Below are 19865 nucleotides of genomic sequence, written 5' to 3'. Positions count from 1 at the left end.
AAACAAGCCCAGGGAACGACCAATCAGCCAGCGTTGCCTAGGGTGTCACTCCAACATAACGACAAATCAGCCAGCGTCGCCCAGGGTGTCACTCCAACATTCAATCTTGCCTCACCTTCATCTTGCGACCGACCGGAACGCACATCGGCGTTCCCGCCACAGGGTCTTGCATAATATGAGACTCCAAGCCAAAAACCTCGCGCACCATCGCTTCTGTCATCACTTGCAAGGGTACACCTTGGGCATAAACTTGACCCTGCCGCACAGCTACTAAATGATCAGCATAGCGACACGCCTGATTCAGGTCATGCAGTACCATCACAATTGTCCGCCCCTTGCTCTGGTTCAACTCATAAAGCAAATCCAACACCTCAACTTGATGCGCCAAGTCCAAGAATGTCGTCGGTTCATCCAATAGTAAAATTTCAGTATCCTGCGCTAATGCCATGGCAATCCAAGCCCGCTGCCGTTGCCCACCGGAGAGGGTATCCAGTCCTCGGTCTGCTAAGTGACTCATCCCCGTAGTCACCAACGCTTGCTCTACCAGGTGTTCATCGTCTTTAGACCACTGCTGCAACCAGTTTTGATAAGGATAACGACCCATCGCCACCAAGTCTCGCACTGTCAAGCCTTCCGGAGCAACAGGGCCTTGAGGCAAAATTCCCAGTCGCTTAGCTACTGCTTTTGTCGATAACTTGAAAATGTCAGCACTATTGAGGTAAACGTTGCCAGCACGAGGCTTCAGCAATCTCGCAAGCCCCCGCAGTAAGGTTGACTTACCACAGCCGTTGGGTCCAACTAATGTTGTAATTTTCCCCGCAGGAATAGCCAGGTCGAGGTCTGTGATGATGGGTACACCATCATAAGCTAGGCAGAGTCTACGAGTTGACAGAATTTCTTTTTTGTGCATTAGTGATGTCATCGCTTGCGGTTGCGGATTAGCAAGTAGAGAAAATAAGGAGTACCGATCGCGGCTGTCACGACTCCACAGGGAAGCTCAATGGGCGCAAATAAAACTCGCCCCAGCCAGTCAGCCAGAACGACAATCACTCCACCAGTGAGTGCCGCCGTGGGTAACAAACCTTCATGAGTTGGCCCCACTAGCTGACGCCCCAAGTGCGGTGCTATTAATCCGACAAAGCCAATCGTACCCGCGACGGCTACGGATGCACCTGCCATTGCTGCACTGCTGAGTAAGAGCAACCCACGCTGCCACTCAACCCTAGCCCCCAAACCCTTAGCCATATCGTCGCCCAAAGAGAGTGCATTCAGCGACATTGCAAGTATTAACGACAGGGGGACGAAAACACCCAACCAGGGCAAAATTGTCCCCAAATGTTCCCAACTGCGTCCATAAACACTTCCTGCTAGCCAAACAAAAGCCTGACTTACATTATTGATCTCCCCAAAGGCGATGATTAACGTCGTCAAGGCATTGAGGACAGCCGCAAAACCGACACCCATTAAAATTAAACGGAGTGGGGAACTGCCTTTATCCCAAGCCATCAGGTAAATCAGAATCGCAACCGTCAAAGCACCCGCGAAGGCAGACAAAGGTAAGAGAAATAAAGGAACAGTTGGAAACAGAACAATTAGACTGACAGCCGCCAAACCCGCACCTGCATTGATACCAATAATGCCAGGGTCGGCTAAGGGATTGCGTGTCAAACCTTGAAGGATTGTACCGGAAAGCGCTAATCCCACCCCAGCCGCGAAGGCGACTAATGTTCGAGGTAGGCGTAAGGTATTAATAATGAAGGGATAATCTGGATTAGTGCTCGGCATTCCCAAGATTGTTTTCAAAACTTCTAGGGGAGGAATGGGATACTCGCCCTGTCCGACGTTAAGGACAATTAGCGTCAGGGTAACCAATCCTAACACCAGAAGTACGGTGGGTACGCGCTGATCCAAGTGAAAAGATACTGGCAACTGTTGGGGACGAATAACCAGCCAACTTTTTCTCATCGCTTCACCTTCCACCGAGCAAGGTAGATAAAGAAAGGGGTGCCTAATAAAGCTGTCATGACTCCAACCGGGAGTTCCTGGGGTTTAAGCAGTAAACGAGCCGCTATATCCGCAACGAGTAGTAAAATTGCCCCGAAAACAGCAGAATACGGCAGAATCCAACGATAATCAAACCCCACGAAAAAACGAACGATGTGGGGAACGACTAGACCAATAAACCCAATCGGGCCGGCGGCGGCAACTGCACTGCCTGCCAGTAGAACTACACTAATAGCGGCAGTCACTTTTACCCAGGCGGTTCGTTGACCCAAACCTCTGGCAACATCGTCACCTAAGGATAAAGTCGTGATGGGTTTACCGATGACGAAGGCAACGATTAGTCCGATCGCCATGTAAGGTAGTACTTGCACAAACAACGTAAAATCGCTACCCGCAACTGAACCCGCCAGCCAGAACCGGATTTCATCGAGTGTTTTTTGACTGAGGATGAGAATGCCAGTGGTGATTGATGACAGGAAAGCCGTTAAAGCCGCACCTGCGATCGTAATATTGAGGGGGGTCAGTCCTCCACGACCCAAAGAGCCAAGCAAGTAGACTGTTCCTGCGGCAACACCTGCCCCCAGAAAAGCAGACCAAGCATAGACACTTGGGGAGGACGTGCCGAAGATAAAACTAGTCATTACGACCGCCATCACGGCACCAGCATTAATTCCCAGAATTCCAGGGTCAGCTAAGGGGTTGCGGGTTATTCCTTGCATGAGTGTACCCGCTACTGCGATCGCGGCACCGACAAGTGTGGCAATCAGCGATCGCGGTAACCGTACAGTACGAATAATCAGGTGGTCGGTAGAACCATCAAACGCGATTAACGCCGCAGAAATCTTACTCAGGGGAATGTCGGCTGCACCGTAAATTAGGCTTGCCACTAAGCTCATGAGCAAAACGAACAGGCTGACTAACAAACCTGAAATCAGTAAGACATGCGATCGCTTCCTCGATATTCGATTTGTCGTAGCGGTTTCAATGACCAATCGCTTTTTTCCTCAATTCAGGATTTACCAGGTTGAAGGGTAACGAGGGAAACTAATTTTGGAATTTGCCATCTTTCCAAGTTCCTTCCACACGGGTTCCGTCTGCGAAGATATAAGCACCCTTGTCCTTCTCACCATTGCGGAATTCTCCATCAAAGCTGTCCCCATTGGCATATTTGCAGGCACCTTTACCGTTTAACTGACCTGCACTGAACTGTCCCTCACAGCGATCGCCATTGGCAAAGGTGTAGACTCCGGTACCATTAAACTGACCGTCAGTGAACTGACCTTCATAACGGTTACCGTTGGCAAAGGTGTAAACTCCAGCGCCGCTGAATTTGCCATCGCTGAACGCCCCTTTGTAACTACCCCCATCCGCAAAGGTATAGGTTCCTTGACCGCTGGGTTTGCCGTTTTTAAATTCCCCTTCGTAGCGGTTCTTATTGGCGTATTCCCGAACTCCCTTGCCATCGAATTGACCGTTGCTAAACGTTCCTTGGTAGCGACCCCCCTCAGCAAATGTGTAGATTCCTTGACCGTTGGGCTGACCGTTCTTGAGTTCTCCCTCATAACGGTTTTTGTTAGCGTATTCACAGACTCCTTTACCGTTGAGTTGACCATCGGTAATGTCTCCAGAACAGCGATCGCCCTTGGCATAGGTAAACGTTCCTTTGCCACTGGGATTGCCATCGGTAAACTGTCCCTCGTAGCGACCCCCATCGGCTCGAATGTAGATTCCCGTTCCGTTAGGTTGACCGTCCTTGAATTCTCCTTCATAGCGATCGCCATCTGGATAGGCTCGAACTCCTTTACCATTGGGCTTATCCTCGCTGAACTCTCCTTCGTACCGACCTCCCTTGGCAAAAGTGTAGATACCTTGACCTTGCTTCTTGCCGTTGGTGAAATTGCCTTCGTAGCTGTCTCCATTGGCATATTTGCAAGTGACTTTACCATTGAGGACACCATTGCTCATTTCCCCTTCGCAACGACCCCCATCGGGTAATGTAACGACAGCTGCGATCGCTTCTTGGGGATTGCTGAGTGAGCTAGCAATATTGAAACTTGCAGCCATTAAAAGCGTTATTCCGAATCGCCCAATTGTCCGAAGCATGAATCTAAAAAACCTCCTTGTGAACAACAGTATTAATCAGCCAGATTCTAAATCAATGAATTGTAAGAAGCATAGAGAAAGAACCTTGAAAAGGTATTAACTTAACTATTCGGTTGCAGGGATTGGTTCTGTTTTTTGCTGTTTTTGTCGCTCTCGTTCTTGTTGTTGTTGGCGCTCTCGTTCCTGACGTTGGCGGAATTGGCGATCAAAATCGGTGCCTGCGATCGTATATTTAATATTCACAATTACTGCCGCCTGCTCTTTGTTTGCCAATGGTGTAAACTTCATCTGTTTTGCACTGGCAAGAGCTGCTTCAGCCAGTTTGCTATAGATGGTCGTTTCCCCATCTTTTGGAACTACATTGCCATTTGGAGCTACCAAAAACTCGGTAACTGCGCTTCCGCCAAGGACTTGTGCCTCAACTACATTGCCGTTGCGATCAACCACGACTCTGACTCGTGCACTCCCTTCTTCACCAGCTAGTGCCGCTGGATATTGGGGGGCACACCCGCTAATACACCTCAATCCAGCCGTTGGATTTGAATTGGGTGAGTTCTGGGGACGAGTCGGAGCAGAGTCTGTTGGCACTTGGGCAGTTACAGTTGAGAGGTGCTTCTGTGGATGAGCAAATGCAATCGCCTTTTGCGTTGAACTTCGCGCAATCGCTCTTGCCAGCAGTGGATGACGACTTGAGCTGACAATATTCAAGCTAGAAGCAATCAATAGTGTTATTCCCAATCGCCTGATTGTACAAAACATAGGCTGAAGAAACCTCTCAACTCCTTTTTGATGTGGTTTACTGACTAGGTGGAGTCAGTGGTACGTTTTCCTGCTGTTGTTGGCGATCGCGTTCTTGTTGCTCTTGACGCTCCCGTTCTTGGCGATCGCGCTCCTGTTGTTCCTGACGTTCGCGCTCTAGCTGTTGTTGGTTTTCCCGTTCCTGTTGCCCTTTCTGTTCGCGCTCTAGCTGCGCTTGGCGTTCCCGTTCTTGGCGTTCTTGTTGCTGCTGTGCTTGACGTTCCTGCTCTCTCTGCTGGCGTTCGCGTTCGTTCTGGGCTTGACGTTCGCGGGCTTGGCGCTCGAACTCAGTGCCTTCCTCTCTTGCAAAGTTAATGTTGAGTTGAGCGATAACACGGCGTCCGGGTGCCTTAAATTTCATTTGATTGGCGGCAGCTATGGCAGCTTGATCCATTTGTGTGCTCTTGCCGTTTTCTGCGATTGTGGCATTAACGACATTGCCGCTTCCATCTACTGTAATTTGAACACCGACCCTACCCTCTTCCCCATTGAGTGAGGATGGAGATTCAGGTGTGCACTTCCTAATGCACTGCAATCCGTCTCTTCCAGAGCCAGTTGGAGAACCCTCTGAGTTCCCTCCTGGATTCTCTGTTCCTTGTCGGTTGTTGCCTGAACTGGGTCGTGGGGGTGCTGAGGAATTCGCGGCTACTGCCCCTGGTGATATGGGGTTGCCGATGGAGTCGCCTCCTCCGGGCGAGGTGGTACTGGGAGAACTCTCACTCCCGAAACTCTGTCTAAATTTTCGGGAATCGGGGGAAGAACTTTGAAGCGCCTGAGAACTGCCTGTCGGTCGTGGGGGGGCTGAAGGATTGGCTGCTACAGCGCCGGGTGATACGGAACCAGGGTTAGAATCGTCTTCCTTTGGTGGTGCTGTCGGTGCAGAAGAACTCTCACCCAAACGTGTTCTAATTTGCCTGTCGGGATTTGAATCTGTTGACAGCGGTTCGGGGGCATTCCTCAGAGGTGGGGGTGCCAAGCGATTGTCTGCCACGGAACCCGGTGGTATAGGGTTGAGATCTGATTCCGGGTTAATAGGCTCGCTCAAACGTTCTTGAGGTTGCTTTGTTGCCGAGTCATCCTGAAGTGGTTGGGTTGGGCTATTGGCTGGTGGAGTTACCGGTTCCTGAGTGGCGATCGGTGAAGGAGGAGGTGAAGCAATGGGTTCAGGTTCTCTCGGTGCTTGGGGTGGTGCAACAGGGGCAGGAGGCGCGGGTTGAGTCTGTGCTCTTTGAGGCACTGGCGGAATTGGAGGGATGGGTTCAACCACTGACTTTTCAGGTGCCGCAGGAACGATGGGCGCGGGTTGAGCCTGTGGTTTTAGAGAAACCGTGGGGATTGTCGGTTCTGGGATCGGTGGCTTGGGAGCCTCTGCCTTAAGCGGTTGCTGTGGCGTTGGGGGCTTAACTAGCTTTGGCTCTGGCTTAGGAGTATCGGTTAGCGGTTTTTCTTCGGTGTCTGGGTTCTCGACCAATATGACTTCAATGGGGTCATCGGCAAGTTCCGGCTGGCTCTGCCACAGCCAGCTTACGCCGAAAGCCGCTGCTACGTGAAACACGGCTGAACCAGCGAGGCTATAGACGAGAAACTTTTTGAGAGCCTGTTGTTCTCTCTCCCGTTGCTCAATGCAGAAGTTTGAAATGCTCATCCCCTCTACTCTTTCCCTGCTTACTAGAACGCATACCGTCTGAACCGCTAAAAATTATTGCATATAAGTTGCATTAACGAGTTAAACGATAAAATGACTGAGATGCTGTTGTCAAGAAAAAATTAGGCGATCGCAGAGCTATCGTTCAACGATAACCCATGAACCATAAAGCTTTCACTCTTTTACCTCTTGACAAAATCATCCCCATCTTCTAGGAATTGTTGATAATTCTTAGATTAAGTAATTGAGATTAATTGCAATTTTATGCTAAGAGCGGAAGATGAATAGAGGTTTACAACGTCACGAAACATCTAGCTGCTATCGCAGCCGCCAAGGCGACTCTTGACTCTCGCCAAATACTGAAACCAAGACCCGCCAATCCTTTCCCTTCCGCCTTCTGCCTTCCGCCTTTTGTTATATCACCCATTACCCATTCCCTCTCAAAAACTGCTCTGTAAACCGATGCGGAATGTCAAACCCGGCTGATAAATCCGATTGGCTTTTTCGTAAGTTACATCTGCCAAATTTTCTAAATAGACGACGACGCCTATATTCCGAGTGACAGGAATACGGGCACTCAAATCTAAATTCACCCACGAGGAAATAAAATCTGTAGTACTCTCATCGGGTCTATTAAAAAAGGCTCTACGGGCACCACTGTTGTAACTTGCAAACAAATTGAGCTGCCATCCAGCCGAGGCATAACCAATGCCGAGTTGTGCAACAGAGTAAGGAATCATCGCTAACTGTAATCCCTTCTCCGAGCCAGTTTCAATCTTCGCATCCGTATACGTGTAATTAAAAAAGGTGGAAAACTCAGAAGTCATTTGCCAGCGAAGTGCCGCCTCAAATCCGTTCGTATTAACCAGACCAATGTTTGCCCATCGACCCGCTTGGATGGCAATGCGGTCATTTAATCGGTTACCAAAGTAAGTAAACTGCCCTGTCAAACTGGGAGAAAACGCAACATCGATTCCAGTTGTCCAAGAAGAACCCGTTTCAGACTCTAAGTCAGGGTTGGGCAACCAATTATGAACCGTGTCATAGACATACAACTGGTCTAAACCAGGATTGCGTTGAACGGAAACCCAACTCCCACGCACGGCAACAGATGGAGTAACAGCCCATCGCGTTCCTACACTAGGATTTAAATAACTACCAAACTCACTATTAAAGTTCTGTCTCAGTCCCAAATCTATCTGGAATGCATCGGTAAGTTTCCAGGTATTTAAAGCAAATAGGGCGGTATGAAACCTATCTCTATTTTCAGTTTCATTTAAGGCAATTCGGTTGGGAACTGTACTCAACGTCTCACCCTTTAACATTTGATTTTGTAAATCAACTCCCCAAGTCAGCTTGTAGTTCGGGGTGATTTGCCACTGATGTTCTACTCTCCCGGTAAGAGATTGTGAATTCAGCGTACCTGTACGGTAATAAATGTTTTGAGTCGGGCCATAGGTGTTGAAGTAATCTTGGTTGTACGCGAGTGTTGTTCTGAGGATAGAATCATCACCGCCACCGAGTAAGGTTTTCCAAGATAGACCGATGTTGAATGCATCGTGGTCTAATCGGTCTCTTTGCAAGGGGAAACCGAAATAAAGTAAACCCCGACGACTGGTAATTTTGTAAGCATCCAAACTAACAGTATTTCTTGGATTTAAATCGAGCGCGAGATTACCAAAGTAATTGCTAACAGCCGTGTCTCCGTTAAACAAACGCCCCTCTGAATCACGATTAGCGGCACCTACTGGGACACGATAGCGGTTATCTGCCTGGTTTTGCTCGTAGCCGAAGTTGAACCTTAACGAACCCGTGGAACCGCCATAACTCGCTCGATAATTCAACTGTTCGTAAGAGCCATATTGCACTCCAAGATTGAGTTGGGGAACTTCTTGACCTTGTTTTGTAACAATATTGACCACTCCCCCAAAGGCTTCTGAACCGTACAAAGTGGAACTCGTACCACTGGATAATTCCACCTGTTCAATTGCCCCAACTGGAAGGCTATTGAGGTCAGTCGCACCATGATATGTGTTGATATTAGTGCCGATAGGTCTGCCGTTGATTAAGAAAACGGACTGATTGATAGAAGCTCCTCGGTAGTAAGTCCCTGTATGAATATCGGCTCCAAAACCCACATCATTAATGGCAAATCCGGGTAAACCCCTCAATACTTCTGCTGCACTATCAGCGCCTTGCTTTTGGATTTCTTGTTCAGTGATTCTGTACTCTGGAGCAGACGTTTGCGGGATAAGATCTTGCTCTCCCGTTATAACAATCTCAATTTCTTCTTCCGCCTCGGAAGCATCGGGTGTAGTTTCGTTAATGGGGGAATTTGGCTGAGTGTCTTGAGGGGTTTGGATGAGACTGGGTTTAGATTCGGTGGGCTGTTGAACGAGCAACTTAGCGCTAGTGGGGATACGCTCGAACTCGCTGAGTCGAGGAATGTCTAAGTTGGGCGCTTCTGACGGTAAAGCTTTGGGGGCGGACTTGAGCATAAACGGCTCAGGCTGAGCGTTGGCAATTGTATCTGTCTGGATAATATCGGTTGTTGTCAGGGAATTTGTCTGTGCCCTAGCGATTGGAGCAATAGTCCAGCTAAGTAGGAAAAGGCTAGGCGCAAGAAGATGCAATTTCATGCTTTTTTAACGAAAATGACGCATACCACCCAATTTGGCTTTTGAGGCAAACGCTCAGGGAATACAGTTAGCGCTGGCTCGAAAAAGTTACAGATAGTTTGATTGAGGCTGTCATCTACGTCAAAAGACACGCTGTCAAAGTTCATTCCTAGCGCCCTAGTGCAAGAAGGCAGGAGGCAGGAGGCAGGAGGCAGAAGGGATATTGCTTGTACAGCAAGCTTTTTAATCTTTTGGAACTGGTGGGTTATTTCCGCCGCGCTGTACTAGTAGTCTGTCAACCTTGAATTGAAGGGTTGGTAGAGGACAAGGGGGACAGAAGTTTTATTAAATTACCCCTCAAATCTACCTTGACGCTCTACTAGGCTGAAACTTTCAGGGACTTCTCAAGAAAATATGGTTTATTGCAACTATTTTTATTTAAGCATCACAAAGTAAAACGACTTAGCTACCTATGTCAAGTAAGAAATTTGAATCCAGGTCGGTTGGGTTCTACAAGAAAAATTGGGCGAAATCTTTATATAACAGTGGTTTCAGGCGTCTTTTTTGAGAACAAAACGTCTTCCCACTCGCCAGATACGAGGCTTTTTTCAGCGAAATACTTGACAATGAGAACTATTAGCAATATTTCTATTGAAAGTATTTATCAGCTTTTTCTTGTTGAGAGATGCGCCAACGCTGACTCGGTTTTATGACATACCATTTCTGAGAATTTATGTCAATTGTTAATTTTTTTAAGGCGGGTGGAATCGTCGCTTGGCCGCTTTTGGTCTTTTCCCTGGCGTCTGTTGCCCTGATTGCTGAGCGATTGCTGTTTTGGTTTCGGGTGAATCGTCGGCAGCGTCGAGTTGTCAGAGATGCGCTGAAGATGTACCAACAGAACCCAAGAAATGCGATTAACTACCTACAGCAGAATGCTGACTTGCCCATTGCCAAGATTTTCTTGGAAGCCTTAGAACTAGACCGCCCCAATCCTGAGGAATTTCGCATTGCCTTAGAAAGTGCGGCACAAGCTGAACTGCCAACATTAAAGCGTTTTAACAGCGTTTTTGATACGATTGTTGGAATTTCGCCATTATTGGGTCTTTTAGGCACGATTTTGGGCTTGATGACGGCTTTTTCTTCCTTGAAGATTGGTGATGTTGGGGGTAGCCGCACGACGGGAGTTACTGGAGGAATTAGTGAGGCTCTCGTCTCAACGGTGATGGGGTTGGTTGTGGCAATCTTCACCCTGTTTTTCGCCAATATGTTCCGTTCTTTTTATCAGCGACAGCTAGCGTTAATTCAGGAGTACGGTGGTCAGTTAGAACTGCTTTATCGTCGTCAATACGAACAAGGGAGAGATGTCTATGCGGCTTCCCGATGAGGTAGACAGGCCAGGAGAAATCAACATTGTGCCGATGATTGATGTGATTTTCTCGATACTGGCATTTTTCATTATTTCAACACTGTATTTAACCCGTTCGGAAGGGTTACCCGTGAATTTACCCAGTGCCTCAACTGCAAAATCTCAGCCGAGTACCAAAATTACGGTGACGATTCAGCCAGATGGAGTGTTGGCTCTCAACCGTAAACCGATTCAGTTGGAGGCTCTTGAAGACTCGGTACGCTCTTTGGTAGAGACGAATTCTGAATCACTGGTGATTGTCAATGCAGATGAAAAAGTCGATCATGGTCGGGTGGTGAGTGTGATGGATCGTTTGCGTCGAGTTAAGGGCGCTAAACTGGCGATCGCTGCTCAAAGATAGTAAGAGCGATCGGCTTCGCTAGTGGCAGAGGCAATCGCTCAAGCTGGTATCGGAGGCGATCGTAATCGACTCTCAATTTGGCGTCTTCAATTTATAAAATTACTGGTTTAATTCTTGTGAGCAGAGCTTCATTTTCCATTCTGAGGGCATGGTGCAAGATGTCGGTTTGGCAGAATGGTTATGGTAGCGTTGTAAGTGCTGCTGACTCTGAGAATATGTCATACAGTGATTTCAAAACGATTGACCAAGCCGTTTCTACCCTCGATTTAACAGTCGAGGATATTCCTCATTTCTTTAGCCAGGTGACACCCATTGAACCTTCTCAACGGCTTAAGGAAATGCTGGATGAAACGTTAGATTTAGCGGCAAGCATTAGTACAGAAAAAGCTCGATCTGAATTAATTATTACTCCGATTTTATTGGAAGTAAGACGTATATTTCAGAATAAAATCGGTTATTTTTCGGGTAATACGTTTAATGTTGATGAATCAAAAGGTTTAACGGGAGCCTGTGATTTTATCTTAAGTGCATCAAGCAATCAATCGCTAGTGACTGCGCCTGTCTTAACTTTGGTTGAAGCGAAAGATAATGATATCCGCATTGGGTTAGGACAATGTGTAGCTCAAATGGTTGCTGCTCAAATATTTAATGCTCGTAAGGGGCTGGAACAGCAAGTGGTGTATGGTGCAGTTTCAACAGGGACTAACTGGAAATTTATAAGGTTAGAAGATCGGGTTGTCAAAATCGATTTGACTGAATATTTCATTACTCAGCTGAATCAAATATTAGGGATTCTCGCTGAACCCTTTAGAATTTATTTTGAGGGAGCGATCGCGTAAGTTGGTTTTGGCTGTATGTAGGTATGGGTGCGATCTGCCTTTGGCGGCAGCGCTTCGCTATCAGTCTCACTGTTCATCCTCCACATTCAGAGTGTGCGATTACGCGCAGCGTAGCGCCAAGGGCGATCGCCCCTACGTTAAGATGTGGGTGAGCGGTAGCTAAAAGGGTGGTTATGAGCCAACTACAAGCCAAACTACCAACCGATATAGACCATGAGTGAGTTACAAACCAGACCCCGCACAGATATATGGTTAACAGCCTCATGAGAGGAGTATGTCCGCACGATTGAAGACCCAATTTATGAGAAGGCAAAGGGCTACTACTACAAGGGTCACATGAGGATTGAGATGTTGCCAGTTAGTTTTGATCATGGACAAGATCATGTTGTAATTATTCTGGCAGTTAATTTGTTTGCAGCAATTAAAGGTATTCCGTTAAGAGGTTTAGACACCACTACTCTTCGTAAACCAGGTGTTAGGGAATGTCAGCCGGATGTGTCTTATTACGTTGGCGATAACGAAGCGCTGCTGCGAAGCGCAGATCGCGTTCAGGCTATCCCATCAAGTACGGGGATTGTTAATCTTGATCAGAATCCAGCACCAAATTTAGTTATTGAGGTTGCTAAAACGTCGTTGCTGGATGATATAGGAACTAAACGGGCACTGTATGAAGAGTTGGGTGTGGCTGAGTATTGGGTGGTAGATGTGCAAAATACCCAAATTCTCGCCTATGCCATTGCAGAGCAGGGAAGTCAACGGATTCAGGTAATGATTGAAACCCATAGTGAAATATTGGTAAATCGCCTAGGACAATTAGTTTCTGAAGGTAAAATATCTCCTGATGAAATCAACATTGTTTTATTTGAACCATCCGATAAACTAGGAGGAGTAACAATAAGAAACTCTCAATTCAATTCAGATGGGTATCTTTTAAACTGGCCGCTAGGTTTTTTCGAGATGGAACTTGTATAAATGCTGATTTTTATCAATAGCTCTGTAGTAGATAATGGAGATGAAAATAGTTGGGACGATGAAACTGTTTTGGCTTTAGAAAATCTTGCATCTGCTCGTCGGGAAGGTAAGCCTTTAGTAATGGCTAAGAGAGAAATTTTCAAAAAGATTGCTCAATGCCGTCGTTTATCTCAATTTGCCAGGAATACTTACAACAAGTTATTTAACCAATCTACACAATTAGAATCTACACAATTAGAATCTTACCTTTCTGCGGTAACCAGATATATTGAACTTGTTAATTCTTGTTATGAACCAGAAGTGGTGTCTAATTCAGGTAAGCAAATTATTAAAGTTGCTCCACGTTTTTTTAATGATTCAGAGTTAGTACAGAAAACCATACTTCTGTGTGAAAATATTCATGATACTATTCTATACGAAACCATAGCAAAAATTTATCTTGTATGGAACAACATTAATATCAAAATAGTATGCGAAGGTAGAGGAGGTGGCGGCAATACAATTTCTCTTGAATATATTAATATTCAAGAATTAAAAAAACGTTTTTGTCTTTGTATTGTAGATAGCGATAAAATTGCTCCTGATGGAAACTTTGGCTCCACAGCATCTCTCATCCAAACTCAGAGCGATTCAAATTGTATAAATACGCAAACTTTTATTCTTGATTGCCGTGAAATTGAAAACTTAATACCTAACTCAATTTTATCTGAACTGTGTTCAAGAAACCAGGAAAGACTCAAAGTTTTAAAAATCTTTGAAAATATTAGTAGTACGGCATTCGAGATTAGGCGTTTTTTAGATATAAAAAAAGGAACTCGGATGAAGGAAATTATTAATGCAAGTAATCCTAAAATTAAATCTTTTTGGGAAGTAAAAACTTCTTTAATTCCCAATATATCAAGTTCTATAGATGATTGGTGTCAAGCTAACTGGCAATGCAGTAATAATAGTGGAGAATGTAAATGTAAAATATCACTGGGATTTGGAGAAAATACGCTCAGCAATACCGTTGAATATCTTAAACATAAAAATCCTCATGAGATTGCAAAAATAGTTGATAAATCCATGCATTCTGATTGGGAAAAGATTGGACAAGTTGTTATGAATTGGTGCATTGCTGGAAGCCCTATTCGTGTTTGATAAGGTGCCATTACCTTTTTGTTTATATTAGATGGTATGATAGCTTTTATCTGCTACTTGAATGTAAGAATGAACGAACAGAGCGCTCGTTCGTGTAGGTGGGTTTTGACTGTATATATGTACAGGTGCGATCGCTAGCTCATCATAATTTGAGTTTAGGCAGTTGCAGCAGTTTGCTCTTCAGGGAGAAATGCAAGAACAATTCGCTCTGGAGGGATACCTGCGGCAATTAGATCTTTAGTAATTCCCTGTTCCATCCCGTCATATTCCACCCAAACCTTACCCTCACTCAAAGTCACATAAATCAAATTTCCCCTAACCCGTCGTCCTCTATCCCAACCCACTTGCATTAGTGCATAGCGGTTTTGCGTGTCGTCAAATACCGTGTCGAGTCGAATATGGCCATGAGAAGGTTTGAACTGGGCGTATCGTTGAATCACCTGCTTTACAATGTCCCGCTCTCTCGTGCTGGTATCCATCGCTTCACCTCTACCGCCTCTACATCTACAATAAGCAATTTCATTGGTAACTCACGCATCACCAAATCACCAATCGGTTCGCTGAAAATCCCGTCAAAGGTTGTGTCTGCAACAGCGAGATACAACTCACGCTCTCGATCAACCTGTTCGAGGAGTAATCGATAAAGAACATATTGACCAATCGCTTGCTCCAAATCAGCAATTGCCGAGTTGCCTCGAAACTCCTTAATTTCAACGGCAATTCGACTGCTACCGCGTCTAGCACCGATAAAGCGTCCTGCAATACCATTGAGCGCATCTAACCTTGCTGCCAAGTCGATAAAGAGAAATCGCTCACCATACGATATGACATAGGGATCGTCCGTGATTTCCCAACCCTCCTTGATGAGAGCTTGCTTGATGATGTTATGAATCGCGTCTCGCTGAGGCATGACTTAATGGGTTATAAGCCAAATGACTAGCCTATGGTACGTGATGCGATCACATAAGAACACCAGCGAAGCTGATCGCTCATACTAGAATTCAAACACCAGCATAGGTTGGAGTACCTTCATGTCGGGACTACGACTGCTCCTTGACGTAGACACCGTAGGTGGCTTCCCGAAGGGTAGATTCTCAGGCAAAATATCTCGTCAATTTGCTTCAAACCGCAGGTCATGATGTGCTTACTGTTAATGAAGCAGCAGGCTACACCATTAAAAATCAGTTTGTCATTCTGAACCAATAGCACTACTGATTGAGTGAGGAAATACGCAAAACAGTATTGGCTTACCACTAGAAGCGGGAAATAACGGCTCTGCCCAAAGTTAGATTTCTGTCACTCTCTGAGTTCAAAGCTCACAAATTTTCCTACTATTAAGTAAATAGACTTTCAGTATTTTTGTATTGGCAAAATTTTTTAAATCATGACTTCTTTAAACTCTCAAAACGAAAAAATTCTTGTGGCTTTTATGACCGCCCTTGGTCGTCAGGATGAATCTTTGCCATCGGGACTGCAACAACAGCTTCATGCTATTGGTCAGAATCTGGAAGCTCGAATTGTGGAACTGCCTACGATCGCAGCTAGCCTCCCTTCCTTAAATCAAGCCTATCAGACCGCTCTAGCTGATGCCCAAATGGATGAAGGTGAACAAGGCGCAAGGCTTGTTTCCACTTCTCAGGATCACAGCTCTCAACTTCGCGATAACCCTAACGGGATGCTTCGCGATCGCGCCGCCCAAATTTTCACAGATCCAGACCCGGTTCAAGCGGCTCAACGAAATCTGCCTGGAAGGTTTGGGCAAGTTGCCTCAAATCCCTTTAAACGGTTCTTTGGTAGGGGTTAAGAAAATGCGGATGCTGTTAGCAGACAGGGAAGTTACTGTTACAGAAAGTGATGCCCTCAACTGGGTTTTCGGAGTGAAACTCCCCACCGCCTCGTAAGTTCAACTGAGCATTGCTCAAGTCAATCAACAAGGTCTGGTTCTCGCTGGAGGTTTTAGGTTGGGGTGATGCTCGTGAAGCCGTCTCTAAAATCACCTCTAGACCATCGGCGGTTGGTTTGAGCTGCACGTCTGTCACTTTTACGACATCTGCGTTGGCAGGCATCCCTACCAATACAGATTTTTGATAAGTGACTCAGTTGCCAGGGAATGAATTCCTGAGAAGGGTGGCTCAAAAGTCCATTCTCAATAGACTTGTCAATTAGCTATTTTTTGCGTCCTAAACGGGGAGAGTTCCTCAACGTTAGGTTGCGTTTTTTTAATTAAAATATGAATATAATTTCATATCAATCACGGTTCAATCCAGGCAGGCAGTGAGCCATAAACCAGAAAAACGAGTTACCCCAGTCGTTTTGTGTCCGCAAGCTGAAGGTTCTGCCAGACACCACTCGTCTCAAATACTGCAAGGGATACCTCTCCCCCAACCCCTTCCCCCCTAAAGCTCCGGCTACGAGGAGATGGGAGTATTGCGCCCTCATTCCCTGGTAGGACAATTGACCTTGGTTGCTGCCTCCTCTCCTTTGATTAATTCCGACAGGATAATTTCAGTGCATCACTTATGAAAAACTTCCGAATACTGGCATCGCTTTCCATGAGTTTGGCGGTTTGTATGGGGTTACAATCCTGTACTAAGCCCCCAGAAGCATCAACACAGTCCAGTGATAAATTACAGGGCAAGCTAGTATTAACCGGCTCCAGCACAGTTGCACCTCTAGCCTCCGAAATTGGCAAGCGCTTTGAGGCTGAACATTCCGCTGTACGGGTGGATGTGCAGAGTGGTGGTTCCTCTCGCGGCATTACGGATGCTCGCAAAGGACTAGCTAACATTGGTATGGTTTCTCGCGCTCTCAAGGAGGACGAAAAAGACCTTCAAGCGTTTACGATCGCTCGTGATGGTGTGACAATCATCCTTCACAAAGATAATCCAGTACAGTCCCTGAGCGATCGCCAAGTTGTTGATATTTACACAGGCAAGATTGGCAACTGGAAGCAGGTAGGAGGCAAGGATGCTCCTATCACTGTAGTCAATAAAGCTGAGGGACGCTCCACGCTAGAACTGTTTACGAACTACTTCAAGCTCAAGAATAGTGACATCAAAGCTCAAGTGGTGATTGGTGACAATGAGCAGGGAATTAAGACAGTTGCGGGTAATCCCAACGCGATCGGATACGTGTCGATTGGGACAGCGGAATATGGCTCTAGCAACGGTGTTCCTATCAAGCTACTGCCTGTTAATGGAGTAGCCGCTACTACAGCAAATGTGCAAAACGAGACGTTTCCTATTTCCCGTCCCCTCAACTTGGTGATGAAAACTCAACCTCAAGGGTTGGAGAAGGAATTTGTTGATTTCGCACGATCGCCAAAGGTACAGAACATTGTCAAAGAGCAGAATTTTGTCTCCCTATCAAAGTGACCAAATCCTCATCTGGACGCTGCGGGGATGTGCGGTTGTTGCGGGTGCGATCGTCATTTTGATTGTGGTGTTTCTAGGGTTGGAAGCGCTGCCAGTTTTGCAAAACGTCGGACTATTGCGCTTCTTCACTGATGCATCCTGGAATCCCGCAGAAGGACTCTACAACCTCACCCCCATGCTTTGGGGCACCCTCTTGGCAATGGCGGGTTCAGTGCTGGTAGCGACACCATTGGGGATTTTATCTGCTGTCTTCTGCCACTACTATGCTCCTCCCACGATTGCCGGACTCTATCGACGGCTGATCGAGTTACTGGCGGGAATTCCCTCCGTCGTTTACGGATTCTGGGGTTTGGTCGTATTGGTGCCGATTATTGGACGCATCCAACCGCCGGGAACCAGTCTCTTAGCTGGGATTGCTATCCTCACGATTATGATTTTGCCTACAGTCGCACTCATGGCAGATGCCAGCCTCGCCAAGGTTCCTCCAGAATACCTGCGGGGTGCGTCGGCGCTGGGATTCTCCCGGTGGGGAATGATTTGGGGGGTTGTTTTTCCTGCTGCCAAATCGGGACTGTTCACGGGGGTGATTCTAGAAACAGGTCGCGCTATTGGTGAAACAATGGCAATTTTGATGGTTTGCGGCAATGTCGTGCAAACTCCTAAGAGTCTATTTGAACCGATGCGGACACTCACCGCCAATATTGCCCTAGAAATGGCTTATGCAACAGGTAATCATCGTTCAGCACTCTTTGTCAGTGGATTGGTGCTGATGGCGCTGATTGTGGCACTGGTTGTTGCGGCTGAGGGAATCAGCAAGGGGAGAATTTATGACTGAAACGGGAGTCAGGAGTCGTAGGGGCGGTGCCTCCGTGCCCGCCCTAGAGTCAGGAATCGGGAGACAAAAGAGTCGTCTTGCCACTGTCTACTCTTTACTGCCTACAGTTGTGGTTTGGGCGATCGCTATTTTAGTAACCGCCGTCTTCCTCTGGATACTGAGTGACATTATTTGGCATGGTGCGGGACAACTTTCCTGGGAGTTTCTCACAGCTGCACCGGAGAATGCGGGACGCCGGGGAGGTATTGGTCCCATTCTTGTCTCCACTCTTCTAATTCTGGGTGTTTGCATGGCGGTTTCCGTTCCCATTGGGATAGGTACGGCTGTACTGCTAGCGGAATTCACCTCGGAGGAAAGTTTTTTCGGGCGTCTGGTACGTCGCAGTTTGGATGTTCTGGCAGGTGTGCCGTCGATTGTCTTTGGGTTGTTTGGGAATGCCTTCTTCTGCAACGTGCTAGGACTAGGGTTCTCGATTTTGTCCGGTGGATTAACGCTGGCGTGTATGGTGCTGCCGATTCTAATTCGTGCGACAGAAGAGGGGTTTCGTGCTGTTCCTAACCATTATCGGCTCTCAGCAGCGGCTTTAGGCTTTTCGCGCACGACGACGTTGTGGCACTTGCTTTTACCTGCGGCGGTTCCGGGACTTATGGTGGGATTGGTGCTAGGAATGGGCCGTGCGATCGCAGAAACAGCCGCCCTCATCTTCACCAGTGGCTACGTAGATCGGATGCCGGAGTCTCTACTCGATTCTGGACGTGCCCTTTCCATTCACATTTTCGATCTTTCGATGAATGTTGCTGGAGGGGATAAAAATGCCTATGCATCAGCTTTAGTGCTGCTGGTTGTGTTGCTGCTGATTAATGGCACAGCAGCATGGATGGCTCAGCATTGGTTACATCGGAGGATTACACTACTTTGAATACACCTGAACCCATAGAGACAATACCCAACGGCAACGCCAATGGCATACATGAATCTCCCCAATTTTCCGACTTGCCTCACCCCTTGATTCAGACTGAGCAATTAAGTTTGCACTATGGGGAGAAACCGATCTTCGCAGATGTAACGTTACCGATTCATGAGGGTTGCATTACGGCGTTGGTTGGGCCTTCTGGCTGTGGTAAAACTAGTTTTTTAAGCTGCCTCAATCGCCTGACTGACTTGATTCCCCGATGCCGTGTATCGGGACACATTCGGATGGGTTTACTGAATGTACTCGATGCCAAGATAGATGCGATCGCACTCCGTCGCCGTGTCGGTATGATCTTCCAAAAGCCCAACCCCTTCCCCCTATCAATTTGGAAGAATCTGGCATTACCGCTACGAGAGCACGGCATTAAAAACCGCGAACAAGTCGATCAAATTATAGAATCAACTCTAGAAGATGTGGGCTTGTGGGACGAGGTAAAAGACCGACTGAATGCCCCTGCCCTCGCCCTCTCCGGCGGACAGCAACAGCGATTGTGTATTGCCAGGGCTTTGGTCTTGAAACCTGAAGTCTTGTTATTAGATGAACCTTGTAGTGCTCTCGATCCGATTTCCAGCGGTGTAGTGGAGGATTTGATTGCCCGTTTGCGGGGACGTTACACCCAACTCATTGTTACCCATAACTTAGCCCAAGCGCGTAGAATTGCGGACTATGCTGCCCTCTTTTGGGTTCAAGATGGGGTTGGGCGATTGATTGAATATGGATGTGTTCAGCAGATGTTTGAAGCACCGCAGGAAGCTTTAACAGCAGCTTATGTGAACGGGATAAGAGGTTAATTCTCCA

Annotated in this window: 21 protein-coding genes; 10 read left to right on the top strand and 11 right to left on the bottom strand. The window is 46.9% G+C overall.

Annotated features, from left to right (window positions below; translation table 11 throughout):
• Positions 1-100: 100 nt before the first annotated feature.
• The 8 genes from MIC7113_RS08075 to MIC7113_RS08045 all read right to left on the bottom strand — a co-directional run bounded on the left by MIC7113_RS08075 (position 101) and on the right by MIC7113_RS08045 (position 9189).
• The gene (locus MIC7113_RS08075) at positions 101-922 is read right to left on the bottom strand and encodes an ABC transporter ATP-binding protein (RefSeq protein WP_015181684.1); all 822 of its coding nucleotides are present in this window, start codon (positions 920-922) and stop codon (positions 101-103) included.
• Positions 919-1965 carry a FecCD family ABC transporter permease gene (locus MIC7113_RS08070; protein WP_015181683.1) on the bottom strand — a complete coding sequence of 349 codons (1047 nt, stop codon included), beginning with the start codon at positions 1963-1965 and terminating at the stop codon, positions 919-921. Before MIC7113_RS08070 ends, MIC7113_RS08075 begins: the two co-directional genes overlap by 4 nt.
• Positions 1962-2900 carry a FecCD family ABC transporter permease gene (locus tag MIC7113_RS08065; RefSeq protein ID WP_015181682.1) on the bottom strand — a complete coding sequence of 313 codons (939 nt, stop codon included), beginning with the start codon at positions 2898-2900 and terminating at the stop codon, positions 1962-1964. Before MIC7113_RS08065 ends, MIC7113_RS08070 begins: the two co-directional genes overlap by 4 nt.
• A 148-nt stretch (positions 2901-3048) precedes the next feature.
• A complete protein-coding gene (locus tag MIC7113_RS08060; protein WP_015181681.1) occupies positions 3049-4107 on the bottom strand; it encodes an MORN repeat-containing protein in 1059 nt (352 codons plus the stop codon).
• 105 nt (positions 4108-4212) lie between these two features.
• Positions 4213-4830, bottom strand: coding sequence for a TonB family protein (locus MIC7113_RS08055; protein WP_155897960.1), 618 nt, complete (start codon positions 4828-4830; stop codon positions 4213-4215).
• A 73-nt stretch (positions 4831-4903) separates the two neighbouring features.
• A complete protein-coding gene (locus MIC7113_RS08050; protein ID WP_015181679.1) occupies positions 4904-6550 on the bottom strand; it encodes a TonB family protein in 1647 nt (548 codons plus the stop codon).
• Positions 6551-6842: 292 nt separating this feature from the next.
• Complete coding sequence (locus tag MIC7113_RS38595; protein WP_015181678.1) at positions 6843-6977, bottom strand: hypothetical protein; 135 nt, start codon at positions 6975-6977, stop codon at positions 6843-6845.
• A 13-nt stretch (positions 6978-6990) separates the two neighbouring features.
• Entirely contained in the window at positions 6991-9189 is a 2199-nt protein-coding gene (locus MIC7113_RS08045) for a TonB-dependent receptor plug domain-containing protein (protein WP_015181677.1), read from the bottom strand.
• 712 nt (positions 9190-9901) lie between these two features.
• On the opposite strand from MIC7113_RS08045, the gene MIC7113_RS08040 reads away from it, so the two are divergent.
• The 5 genes from MIC7113_RS08040 to MIC7113_RS08020 all read left to right on the top strand — a co-directional run bounded on the left by MIC7113_RS08040 (position 9902) and on the right by MIC7113_RS08020 (position 13885).
• Complete coding sequence (locus MIC7113_RS08040; RefSeq protein WP_015181676.1) at positions 9902-10552, top strand: MotA/TolQ/ExbB proton channel family protein; 651 nt, start codon at positions 9902-9904, stop codon at positions 10550-10552.
• Positions 10536-10934 (top strand): ExbD/TolR family protein, encoded by a 399-nt coding sequence (locus MIC7113_RS08035; RefSeq protein ID WP_015181675.1) that lies wholly within the window; start codon positions 10536-10538, stop codon positions 10932-10934. The genes MIC7113_RS08040 and MIC7113_RS08035 overlap by 17 nt, the downstream gene beginning before the upstream one ends.
• Before the next feature lie 215 nt (positions 10935-11149).
• Complete coding sequence (locus MIC7113_RS08030; RefSeq protein ID WP_041780584.1) at positions 11150-11773, top strand: hypothetical protein; 624 nt, start codon at positions 11150-11152, stop codon at positions 11771-11773.
• Positions 11774-12058: 285 nt separating this feature from the next.
• Positions 12059-12745 carry a Uma2 family endonuclease gene (locus MIC7113_RS08025; RefSeq protein ID WP_315889680.1) on the top strand — a complete coding sequence of 229 codons (687 nt, stop codon included), beginning with the start codon at positions 12059-12061 and terminating at the stop codon, positions 12743-12745.
• Positions 12746-13885 (top strand): hypothetical protein, encoded by a 1140-nt coding sequence (locus MIC7113_RS08020; protein ID WP_015181673.1) that lies wholly within the window; start codon positions 12746-12748, stop codon positions 13883-13885.
• A gap of 155 nt (positions 13886-14040) precedes the next feature.
• Here MIC7113_RS08020 and MIC7113_RS08015 read toward each other — a convergent pair whose 3' ends face one another.
• Together MIC7113_RS08015 and MIC7113_RS08010 are read right to left on the bottom strand one after the other, a co-directional pair.
• Positions 14041-14364 carry a XisI protein gene (locus tag MIC7113_RS08015; protein ID WP_015181672.1) on the bottom strand — a complete coding sequence of 108 codons (324 nt, stop codon included), beginning with the start codon at positions 14362-14364 and terminating at the stop codon, positions 14041-14043.
• Complete coding sequence (locus tag MIC7113_RS08010) at positions 14331-14795, bottom strand: XisH family protein (protein WP_015181671.1); 465 nt, start codon at positions 14793-14795, stop codon at positions 14331-14333. The genes MIC7113_RS08015 and MIC7113_RS08010 overlap by 34 nt, the downstream gene beginning before the upstream one ends.
• Before the next feature lie 474 nt (positions 14796-15269).
• Here MIC7113_RS08010 and MIC7113_RS08005 point away from each other — a divergent pair, with 474 nt between their 5' ends.
• Positions 15270-15689 carry a hypothetical protein gene (locus tag MIC7113_RS08005; protein WP_015181670.1) on the top strand — a complete coding sequence of 140 codons (420 nt, stop codon included), beginning with the start codon at positions 15270-15272 and terminating at the stop codon, positions 15687-15689.
• 16 nt (positions 15690-15705) lie between these two features.
• On the opposite strand, the gene MIC7113_RS08000 is transcribed toward MIC7113_RS08005, so the two are convergent.
• Entirely contained in the window at positions 15706-15951 is a 246-nt protein-coding gene (locus tag MIC7113_RS08000; protein ID WP_041779944.1) for an AMIN domain-containing protein, read from the bottom strand.
• Between the two features lie 453 nt (positions 15952-16404).
• On the opposite strand from MIC7113_RS08000, the gene MIC7113_RS07995 reads away from it, so the two are divergent.
• The 4 genes from MIC7113_RS07995 to MIC7113_RS07980 are packed head-to-tail and all read left to right on the top strand — an operon-like array spanning position 16405 to position 19858.
• Positions 16405-17259 carry a phosphate ABC transporter substrate-binding protein gene (locus tag MIC7113_RS07995; protein ID WP_155897959.1) on the top strand — a complete coding sequence of 285 codons (855 nt, stop codon included), beginning with the start codon at positions 16405-16407 and terminating at the stop codon, positions 17257-17259.
• Positions 17240-18094, top strand: a complete 855-nt coding sequence (gene pstC / locus MIC7113_RS07990; RefSeq protein WP_015181668.1) for a phosphate ABC transporter permease subunit PstC — start codon at positions 17240-17242, stop codon at positions 18092-18094. Before MIC7113_RS07995 ends, pstC begins: the two co-directional genes overlap by 20 nt.
• Positions 18087-19013 (top strand): phosphate ABC transporter permease PstA, encoded by a 927-nt coding sequence (gene pstA, locus MIC7113_RS07985; RefSeq protein ID WP_015181667.1) that lies wholly within the window; start codon positions 18087-18089, stop codon positions 19011-19013. The genes pstC and pstA overlap by 8 nt, the downstream gene beginning before the upstream one ends.
• Entirely contained in the window at positions 18968-19858 is an 891-nt protein-coding gene (locus MIC7113_RS07980) for a phosphate ABC transporter ATP-binding protein (protein ID WP_015181666.1), read from the top strand. The genes pstA and MIC7113_RS07980 overlap by 46 nt, the downstream gene beginning before the upstream one ends.
• The last annotated feature ends 7 nt before the right edge of the window (positions 19859-19865 follow it).

It is taken from the genome of Allocoleopsis franciscana PCC 7113 (assembly GCF_000317515.1).
Lineage (GTDB): Bacteria > Cyanobacteriota > Cyanobacteriia > Cyanobacteriales > Coleofasciculaceae > Allocoleopsis > Allocoleopsis franciscana.
This window is presented reverse-complemented; position numbering and strand designations above follow the sequence as displayed.